This is a genomic window from Rubneribacter sp., assembly GCF_965361815.1.
This window is the reverse complement of sequence record NZ_CBDTNW010000055.1, coordinates 21,454-31,408: the sequence shown is the minus strand read 5'-3', so window position 1 is coordinate 31,408 and position 9,955 is coordinate 21,454. Positions and strand designations below refer to the sequence as shown.

Genomic DNA, 9,955 nt, shown 5'->3' with positions numbered 1-9,955 from the left:
CGCCTACCTGGTGGCGATGCGCCGCTCCGAGGACGGCGCCACCGTCCCGAAGTGGCTCTGCTGGGCGGCGGTCGCCGTGTGCGCCGTCCTCGTGGCCGTCATGGCGCACAGCTACACCATGGCCGCCCGCCCCGCGTGGGACTCGGTGCTTTGGATCCTCTACGTGCTGGGCAACGCCTGCGCGCTCGGCCCCTGCACCATGGCCCTCGTCATGGCCGCGGTCGGCGACGAGACGGCGCCGGCCGGCCTCCCGGCCCTCGCCGGGACCGCCCTCGGGGCCGTGACGGCCGTGGCCTTCGCGGCCTCCCTGCAGGCGAGCGCCGGCGCCTTCGCCGAGGTCGGGTTCTACTTCGACCCGACGCACCCGACGGCCGGCATGGCCGACGCGGCGGCCGTCGTTGCGGCGCAGGCGCCGCTGCTCTGGGCGGGCGCCGTGGCGGTCGGCGGCCTGGCCCCGCTGGCGGCGGCCTTCGTGGGCAGGAGGTCCGGCAACTGGAAGGTCTGGGGCGGCGTCGCCGTCGCCTGCGCCCTCGCGGGCGCGGTCTGCCTGCGCGTGGTCTTCTACGAGCTGGGGCTTTCCGTGTTCATGTTCTACTAGCGCCCGCATCCTCGCACCCGCGGGAGACGTGTGCGCATGCCCATCCTCCTGCGGGTGCATGGGAGGGGAGGCGCCCCCTCGCTTCTTTTCAGACGTTTCACGTGAAACAAAATCGCGCAGCACCTCCTCTGCTTCACGCAAGGCAAAGCGCCATGGCGGCAACGCCCCCCGGATGTTTCACGTGAAACATCCTCCCTCTGGGCGCCTGGAGCGTGACGTTGTCCCCGTCCTGCGTCACCCTGAGCGTGACGTTATCCCCGTCCTGCGTCACGTGATCCCCGTCCTGCGTCACCGTCCTGCGTCACCGCTGCGTCGCCGGGCACTGCGTCACTCTGTGTCGCCCTCCCTGTGTGTCACCCTGTGCCCGCACGCCCACGGGCGCCCCGTGCGGGCGCGGCCTCCCTCCCCGAACCCCCCCTTGCAAACGGGAGGCCGCCTCCGCGCGGGGCGCCCGAGGGTGCTCAAGGGGAGTCTGCGGATTCGTTGTGCCATCTGCGCTCGTTGCGAGCGCTCGTGTCTTTAAGAGAACAACGGCACCTCGCCTCGGAGGAACGCCTCCAAAGGACAGGCGCTCGACCCCACCACCAACGCTTTGGCGTGCGGGACGTGGTTCACGAAAGCCGTCAGACCCTTGAGCGATTTCACACGCCCGCTCTTCACCTCGATCGCCGTCACGGCTCCGCCCTTCTCCAGCACAAAATCAACCTCGCTGGACCCTTCGCGCCACCAGCGCACGTCAAAGTGCTGCTGCGCGGATTGGGCGAGCAGAAACGCCCCCACGGCGCTTTCGACCAGACGGCCCTTGCGCTCGGGGTCGGTGAGCAAAAAGCTGCGATAGGCGCCGTACGTCGCGGTCATGAGGGAGGTGTCGTGCACTGCAAGGCGCGGCGAGCTTGCCTTTGCCCGGATGAGCTTGGGATCGTGTTTCTGCAGGCCGCAGAGCAGTCCCGCGCCGTGGAGCAAGTCGAGGTAGTGCGCGATGGTGGTGGTGTTGCCGGCATCGTCGAGCTGTCCGAGGATCTTGCGATAGGACAGCTCCTGTCCGGAGTAGGGAGCGCCCACCTGGAACAGCCTGCGCATGAGCGCCGGTTTGCGCACTTCTTCGAGAGCGATGACGTCCTTCGCTATGCTCGGCTCAATGACGGAGTCGTTGAGGTAGGCAAGCCAGCGGCTTTCGTCGTCGCGCAGCGGCGCACCTCCCGGATAGCCGCCGAACAGCAGAAAGTCGTCAAGCGAGAATCCGAAGGCGTCCTCGCATTCGGCAAACCCCCAATGGGTGCAGCGGATGACCTCGAATCTTCCTGTAAGCCCCTCCGTCAGGCCCTTCTGGAGCAGAAGCGACGAGGAGCCGCTCAAAACCACCCGAAGATCGATGCCGCTCCAGGCATCCTCGTCCCACAGCTCCTTCACGACGGCCGACCACTGGCTGACCAGCTGCACCTCGTCAACCACCAGCACTGCTGCGGGCGTGCGCTCGGTAACCAGGCCGCGTGCTTGCAGCCACTGCGCGCGCAGCCAGTCGCGGCTGGAGGAGTCGATGCTGGCAAGCGCAACATGGCAGGGAAGGTCCAGATGCTCGACTGCCTGCCGAAGGGCGGTGCTCTTGCCCGTTTGCCGCGGACCGATGAGCATTTGGATAAAGCGGCGCGGCTCGTGCATGCGGTTGACAAGGGTATTCACGATGGATCTGCGATACTCGGCCATGAGACGCCTTTCTATTGAGCAAATTTGCTCAATAGTAGCGTAAATTTGCTCAATAGACAATCAATCGGGGTTGCAGACGGCGGTGGCCAAAGGGGCGTTTGCGGCGTCTCGGGGCGTTGGCCGGGCAACGCCCCAACCATGCCCGGGGAAGTGCCTGGTCGGGGAGAGGCAATCCGACGGGGCTTCGACCCGCCTTCCGAAATCCGTCCTTGCGACGTCGCAACCTGGTCGTTTTCCAGCGGTCGAAGCCCCTGCCTATGTCAACGGAGGTTCAACATGGAGTCACTTGCAGGTTGGTCACAAACCGCGCCCTATGGCACTCCGGGCGGCCGATCCGACGCATCGGCGGACCGCGCGATTCTCGCGACCTGGGATTTCTCCGGATGCGGAGGACACGGAGGGCGGGAAGGAGGCCCTGCGCGTGCCACAGGGCGCAGTTTGTGACCAACCTGCGCGGGCGGCCCCTCGCCGAGCCGCCGCTGGCGGGATCTGTGCCAACGATGGTCTAACAGAGAGGCCGCAAGGCGCGGTTTGCGGCCACGGTGCCGCAGCGCGCGGCCCGAAAGCATTCAGGCGCGCGACGTGCTGGCCTCTCCGCAGGGCAGTTCGCGGCGCTCTCCGCTGGGCAGCTCGATCACCAGCTTGAAGTCGTCGGTCAAGTCGACGGCACGCGCCCGCACGCGCGATCCCGCATGCGAGACCACCACGTGCTCGCCCAGAAGGAAGCAGCGGCGACGGTACTCGTCATGGAAATCGCAGGTGGGAAGGCGCTCATACAGCGACCAGAACCCCTGCAGCATTTCGGCCGCCAGCTCGTTGCGCACGGCGGGCTGCCCGTTGTCGAGGAGCGCGCCCGCCGTGCCCGCGATGCTCTCCGGGAATCCACCGCTTGGAGGTTTCACGTTCACGCCGATGCCCAGCACAACGTAGTCGAAGCGCCCCGACTCCATGTCGACGGCCCCCTCCGTCAGGATACCGGCCACCTTCCTGCCGTCGCAGTAGATGTCGTTCACCCACTTGATGAGCGCCTTGCGTCCCGTCACCCGCTCGATGGCCTGGGCGCACGCCACGGCGGCACCGCATGTGATCAGCTGGCCGCGTTCGGCGGTGGTCTCGGGTCGCAGCACCACGCTCAGGTACACGCCGGATTCGGAAGGGGAGAAGAAGCGCTTTCCCTGCCGGCCTTTGCCGGCCGTTTGGCTTTCGGCCGCCACCACGGTGCCTTCGGGCGCGCCCTCCAACGCGCGCCGCCGGGCTTCCTCGTTGGTGGAGTCCACCTGTTTGCGCACGCTGACGGAGAACGGATGGCCCGGCGGCAGGCGGCTCTCAATAGCTTGCGGCGACAGCAGGTCGCTTTCCTGGGAGAGCGCGTATCCCCTGTTCGTAACCGCGTCGATGCAGTAGCCTTCGGCGCGCAGCGCATTGACGGCCTTCCATACCGCGTTGCGGCTCACGCCCAGCTGGGCGGCCATCTTCTCGCCGGACAGATAGCGGTCCCTGTTGTCTTCCAGCAGTCGGAGCAGCCGTTCCCTAGTTCCCATGCGCGCGCCTTTCCATTCGGTGTGCGCAGGATAGCCGCTGACGCTCCCTATTGTCAACCATTTGTCAGAATGCGGAGCGACAATGCGGATAAACTCGCATCCCGCTGCTTCCGGCCGTTTGTCGCCTCGCGGCCTTGCCAAACCTCTTCTCACGTCGTACAATGCACGTTATTGAACGGAGTGTTGATTATTGGCCGTCTTGTCCAACGGTGGGAGGCTGCGTGGACCGACGCATCACCAAATCGAAGAAGGCGCTGCGCGGCGCGCTCATCTCGCTCATGGAGGAGCGCGGCTTCGACGGCTTCACGGTGAACGACCTGTGCGAGCGGGCCGACCTCAACCGCGGCACGTTCTACAACCACTTCCGCGACAAAGACGACCTGCTGGCCCGGCTCGAGGACGAGGTCATGGCCGACCTCGACCGGCTCCAAGGGCAGATGCAAAGCCTCACCGTGCGCGAGCTTATGAAGTACCGCGTGCGCAAGGCTCCGCTGCCGTTCCTCGTCGACCTCTTTGGCTACCTGCGCGAACAGGGCGATTTCCTGCACGCGGTGCTCGGCCCCGGCGGCGATGTCCGCTTTGGCCCGCGTCTGCGCGACGCCGTGTGCATGAACCTCATCCAGTCCATCTTGCACGAGCGCTACCGCAACAACCCGGAGCCGTTCGTGCAGTACTACGTGGCGTTTTACGCCTCTGCGTATCTGGGCGTCATCCAGCGGTGGCTGGAGACGGGCATGCGGGAGACTTCCGAGGAGATGGCGCTCATTGCCATGCGCCTCTTCTTCATCAAACCGGGCGAGTCCATCAAACTGTAAGGCCGAGAACCGGCGCAAACGGAGACCATCATGAACGCGAACGACACAGCAACCAGCACTGCAACCAGCACCGACGAATCTTCGAAGGAGGCCGCCATGGCGAACGAGACGCGCGCGGGCGACGCGGGCAAGCTGCGCATCGGCATCGACGTGGGATCAACCACGGTGAAGCTGGCCATTCTGGACGAGGACGACGGCGTGCGCCACTCCGTGTACCGCCGCCACCACGCCGACGTGCGCGCCACCATCGTGGAGGTGCTGGAAGAGGCGGCCGCGGCCGGCTTCGGCGACGAGCGCATGACCATCGCCATCACGGGTTCGGGCGGGTTGCTTCTGGCCCAGTGGCTCGGCGTGGAGTTCGTGCAGGAGGTCATCGCCTCCAAAACAGCCGTGGAAACGTTCATCCCCAAAACCGACGTGGCCATTGAGCTGGGCGGCGAGGACGCGAAGATCATCTACTTCGACCAAGGCATCGAGCAGCGCATGAACGGCACCTGCGCCGGCGGCACGGGCGCGTTCATCGACCAGATGGCCGCGCTTCTGAACACCGACGCGGGCGGCCTGAACGAGCTGGCGCGCGAGCACACCACGCTCTATCCCATCGCCAGCCGCTGCGGCGTGTTCGCCAAAACCGACGTGCAGCCGCTGCTCAACGAGGGCGCGCGCAAAGAGGACATCGCCGCGTCCATCTTCCAATCCGTCGTCACGCAGACCATCTCCGGCCTGGCGTGCGGCCGCCCCATCCGCGGGCATGTGGCGTTCCTCGGCGGCCCTCTGCAGTACCTGCCCGAGTTGCGCAAACGCTTCTATGAGACGCTGGAGCTGGACGACGAGCACATCATCGTGCCCGAAAACGCCCACCTGTTCGTGGCCAGCGGCTGCGCCATCGCGGGCGCGGCCAGCGACACGGTGAAGTCCGAGCGCCTCGCCGACGTGCTGGAGCGCCTGAAGAACCTCGGCGACATCCAGGGTTCGGAGGTGGTGCGCCTCGACCCGCTGTTCGCTAACGAGGAAGCCTACGACGAGTTCAAGCGCCGCCACGACGCCGAGGTGGTGCGCCGCGGCAGCCTCATGGACTACACGGGGGTGGCCTACCTGGGCATCGACGCCGGGTCCACCACGTTCAAAGCGGCGCTCATTAGCGAGGACGGCGCGCTTCTGTGGAGCCACTACGCCAGCAACAAAGGCGACGTGCTGGGCTGCGCGAAGGCGGCGCTCGCCGCCATGTACAACGCCATGCCGGTTGACGCCGAAACGGGCGAGCCGCTGGTGACCATCGGCCACGCCACGGTGACGGGCTATGGCGAGCATCTGCTGCTGGAGGCTTTGCGCGTGGACTCCGGCGAGATAGAGACGGTGGCGCATCTGCGTGGCGCGCAGGAGATGCTGCCGGGTGTGGAGTTCATTTTGGACATCGGCGGCCAGGACATGAAGTGTTTGCGCGTGAAGGATGGCGTGATCGACCACATCATGCTGAACGAGGCGTGCTCCTCGGGCTGCGGCAGCTTCATCGAGAGCTTCGCAAGCGGCCTGAACCTGGACGTGGCCGAGTTCGCGCAGACGGCTATCCGCGCGAAAGCCCCGGTTGACCTGGGCAGCCGCTGCACCGTGTTCATGAACTCCCGCGTGAAGCAGGCGCAGAAAGAAGGCGCCACCGTGGGCGACATCGCCGCGGGCCTGGCTATTTCCGTCATCAAGAACGCCCTGTTCAAGGTCATCAAAATCCGCGACCCGCACGACGTGGGCACGAAGGTGATCGTGCAGGGCGGCACGTTTTTGAACGATGCCGTGCTGCGCGCGTTCGAGCAGCTCTCCGAAGTGAACGCCGTGCGCCCCGACATCGCCGGCAACATGGGCGCCTACGGCGCGGCCCTCTTGGCCCGCGACCGCTACGCTGCGGCGCTGTCGCGCGAGGAACGCAAAGCGCAAGCCGGCAACGCCTGGAGCAGCGAAGAACTCCGCGACCCAACCCTCCTCCCCGCCCAGCAGCAATCTGCTCATGCGGGAGATGGGGTAGATGCGGCCACGAACGGCTCCGGCGGCGCCCACCAAGCGGGCGCTCCGCAGAGCGAATCAGCACCGGAGCAGGGCGGCATCCTGCGGGACGAAGCGAAGGCTGCGCAGCTTCTGAGCGCAGTCCCGCAGGATGCCGCCCGTCCCGCAGGTTCCGCGGACATGCCCGAGCTGCGGTCAACCCTGCTCACCTTAGAGCAGATTGAAGCCCTTTCCCCCACGCACAAAACGGTGCGCTGCAAGGCGTGCAGCAACCACTGCCTGCTCACGGTGAACGACTTCGGCGTGGACGAGGCCACCGGCAAACGCCGCCGCTTCATCACGGGCAACCGCTGCGAGAAGGGCGCGGGCACCTTCGACGAGAGCAAAAGCGTGCCGAACCTCTACGAGTACAAGAGCAATCGCCTGTTCAACTATGAGCCGCTCGCTCCCGAGGCCGCCACGCGCGCCACGGTGGGCATGCCGCGCGCGCTCAACATGTACGAGAACTACCCGTTCTGGTTCACATTCTTCACCAAGTTGGGCTTTCGCGTGGTGCTCTCCGACCCGTCCACGAAACAGACCTACGAGGCGGGCATCGAGTCCATGCCGTCGGAAAGCGTGTGCTACCCGGCCAAGCTCTCCCACGGCCACATCATGAACCTGCTGGACAAGCGCCCCGACTTCATCTGGTTCCCGTGCAGCAAGTGGGAGCGCCAGGAGGACGAGGGCGCGGGCAACCACTTCAACTGCCCTATTGTGGCCAGCTACGCCGAGGCGCTGCGCCTCAACATCGACGAGCTGCGCGATTCCAGCACGCAGTTCCTCAACCCCTGGCTGCCCTACGACCGCAAGGAAAACCTCAAAGAGCGCCTGTACGTGGAGCTGGTGGAGGCGCACCCGGAGCTCATGGGGCCGGCCGGCGCACCCACGCGTGCGGAAGTGGACGACGCCGTGGAAGCCGCCTGGGCCGAGGACGAGGCGTTCAAGCGCGACATCCGCGCCAAGGGCGAGGAGACGCTTGCGTGGATGGAGGCCACGGGCACGCACGGCATCGTGCTGGCGGGGCGTCCCTACCATAACGACCCCGAGATCAACCACGCCATCCCCGAGCTTCTGACCAGCTTCGGGCTGGCCGTGCTCACGGAGGACTCCGTGGCGCACCTCGGCACGCTGGAGCGGCCTATCCGCCTGGTGGACCAGTGGATGTACCACACGCGCTTGTACGCGGCGGCCAAGGTGGCCACCGAGCGCAACGACCTCGACCTCATCCAGCTGAACTCCTTCGGCTGCGGCCTGGACGCGCTCACCACCGACCAGGTGCAGGAGATTCTGGAGGCGGCCGGCAAGGTGTACACCGTGCTGAAGATCGACGAGGTGTCCAACCTGGGTGCGGCGCGCATCCGCGTGCGCTCACTGCTGGCGGCACTCAAAGACCAAGCTGATGAAGCGGCCGATGCCGAGCGCATGCCGCGCGGCTGCCCGGCGGCATCGCTTGACGTGGATGCCCTGGTGGCCGACGCGAACGCGCGCATCGACGCCAAGACGGGCGTGACGGAGGGTCGCATCGCCTCTGAGCTGGCTGGCGGCGGGGCTGCGGCAGGCGGGGGCGCGGACGCGGGCGCGGGTGCGGGCGCAGCCGACGCTGCGGCGGGCGCGAGCGGCGCGATGGGCGCTCCCGCCACCTTCGCCGAGAAAGCCGCACCCGAGGTGCGCGAGCGCATCAGGCAGCGCGAGGGCGCCACCACGGAGTTCCCGCGCGCGGTGTTCACGCAGGAGATGAAGGAGGCGGGCTACACCATCCTCTGCCCGCAGATGGCGCCCATCCACTTCGATTTGCTGGTGGAGATCTTCCATCGCTTCGGCTACAACCTGGAGCTTCTGCCCAGCGTGGACCACGGTGCGGTGGACGCGGGCCTGAAGTACGTGAACAACGACATCTGCTACCCGTCCATCCTGGTCACCGGCCAGATCATGGAGGCTGTGATGAGCGGCCGCTACGACACGGACAAGTTGGCCGTCATCATCACGCAAACGGGCGGCGGCTGCCGCGCCACCAACTACATCTCGCTCATCCGCAAGGCGCTGGCCAGCGTGGGGCTTTCGCATGTGCCGGTGATCGCGCTGTCGTTCAAGGACTTAGGCGAGGACAACCCCGGCTTCAAGATCACGCCGAAGATGCTCTTGCAGGCCGTGTACGCGCTGGCTTACGGCGATCTGCTCATGATGTGTTTGTACCGCACGCGCCCCTACGAGGTGGAGCCCGGCAGCGCGAACGCGCTGTTCGACCACTGGATGGGCGTGTGCAAGGAGCAGCTGCACCGCGGCATGAACCGCAGCGAGTTCAAGCGCACGGTGCGCGCTATCGTGGAGGACTTCGACACGCTGCCGCTTTCGGGCGAGGGCACCAAGCCGCGCGTGGGCGTGGTGGGCGAGATCCTGGTGAAGTTCCATCCCACGGCCAACAACCAGATCGTGGATCAGATAGAGCGCGAGGGCTGCGAGGCCGTGGTGCCGGGGCTTATCGAGTTCTTCCTGTTCGGCATTGCGGGCGGCATCTTCCAGCGCCAGCTGGGCAAGACGAAGAAGAGCGAGGTGGGCAGCCGCATCGCGCTTTGGGCGATCGACAAGTTCCGCGCTCCCATCACGCGTGCGCTGCGCGATTCGAGCCGCTTCGAGCCGCCGGCGAACATCTACGAGCTGGCCGAGTACGCGAGCGAGATCCTGTCGCTGTGCAACAGCATGGGCGAGGGCTGGCTGCTCACGGCCGAGATGGTGGAGCTCATCAAAACGGGCGCGCCCAACGTGGTGTGCACGCAGCCCTTCGCGTGCCTGCCGAACCACGTGGTGGGCAAGGCCGTCATCAAGGAGCTGCGCCGTCGCTATCCGGAGAGCAACATTGTGGCGGTTGACTACGACCCCGGCGCGTCCGAGGTGAACCAGCTCAACCGCATCAAGCTCATGATCAGCGTGGCGAAGGCGAACCTGGCCGAGAAGGAAGGCCAGGCCAAGCAGGCGCGCGACGCGTTCGTGGAGGCCGGACGTGCCCGGGCCGTGCAGGAGAACGTGGGCGCGTTCGAAATCAACCTCTCCTGCGGTGATGGCTGTGCTGCATGCGGCGGCGGATGCGCCGACGCCGAGGAGCCCGCACCCGCGGCGGAGTCCGCCGCGAACGCAACTCCGCGCAGCTAACCCCCTAGGAGCTGGTGGCGGCATCCCCTTGCCGCCACCAGCTCCACACCCTGTTGCCACCAGTCCGCAGTGCCAGCACGTCCTGCTACCAACGTTGCACTGCGTCTTTCGGT

The 9,955-nt window shown here is 66.4% G+C and carries 5 protein-coding genes; 3 read left to right on the top strand and 2 right to left on the bottom strand.

All coding sequences use genetic code 11. The annotated features are described in order from the left end of the window. Positions 1 to 598: dimethyl sulfoxide reductase anchor subunit family protein (locus ACWKY3_RS03615; RefSeq protein WP_449315050.1), on the top strand; the 598-nt coding region annotated here is incomplete at its 5' end. Between the two features lie 519 nt (positions 599 to 1,117). On the opposite strand, the gene ACWKY3_RS03610 is transcribed toward ACWKY3_RS03615, so the two are convergent. Together ACWKY3_RS03610 and ACWKY3_RS03605 are read right to left on the bottom strand one after the other, a co-directional pair. Further along, on the bottom strand, positions 1,118 to 2,302 hold the full coding sequence (locus ACWKY3_RS03610; protein ID WP_449315049.1) for an ATP-binding protein: 1,185 nt from the start codon (positions 2,300 to 2,302) through the stop codon (positions 1,118 to 1,120). Between the two features lie 569 nt (positions 2,303 to 2,871). Continuing rightward, positions 2,872 to 3,843: a biotin--[acetyl-CoA-carboxylase] ligase gene (locus ACWKY3_RS03605; RefSeq protein WP_449315048.1), complete on the bottom strand. Its 972-nt coding sequence runs from the start codon at positions 3,841 to 3,843 to the stop codon at positions 2,872 to 2,874. A 278-nt stretch (positions 3,844 to 4,121) separates the two neighbouring features. Between ACWKY3_RS03605 and ACWKY3_RS03600 the strand changes: the two genes are divergently transcribed. Continuing rightward, positions 4,122 to 4,658, top strand: coding sequence for a TetR/AcrR family transcriptional regulator (locus ACWKY3_RS03600; protein WP_449315052.1), 537 nt, complete (start codon positions 4,122 to 4,124; stop codon positions 4,656 to 4,658). A 96-nt stretch (positions 4,659 to 4,754) separates the two neighbouring features. Beyond that, positions 4,755 to 9,842: an acyl-CoA dehydratase activase-related protein gene (locus ACWKY3_RS03595; protein ID WP_449315051.1), complete on the top strand. Its 5,088-nt coding sequence runs from the start codon at positions 4,755 to 4,757 to the stop codon at positions 9,840 to 9,842. The last annotated feature ends 113 nt before the right edge of the window (positions 9,843 to 9,955 follow it).

Excerpts from the sequence above, each read along its gene's own strand:
- ACWKY3_RS03605 (WP_449315048.1), bottom strand. The coding sequence starts at position 3,843 with ATGGGAACTAGGGAACGGCTGCTCCGACTGCTGGAAGACAACAGGGAC.
- ACWKY3_RS03600 (WP_449315052.1), top strand. The coding sequence starts at position 4,122 with ATGGAGGAGCGCGGCTTCGACGGCTTCACGGTGAACGACCTGTGCGAG.
- ACWKY3_RS03595 (WP_449315051.1), top strand. The coding sequence starts at position 4,755 with ATGGCGAACGAGACGCGCGCGGGCGACGCGGGCAAGCTGCGCATCGGC.
- ACWKY3_RS03610 (WP_449315049.1), bottom strand. The coding sequence starts at position 2,302 with ATGGCCGAGTATCGCAGATCCATCGTGAATACCCTTGTCAACCGCATG.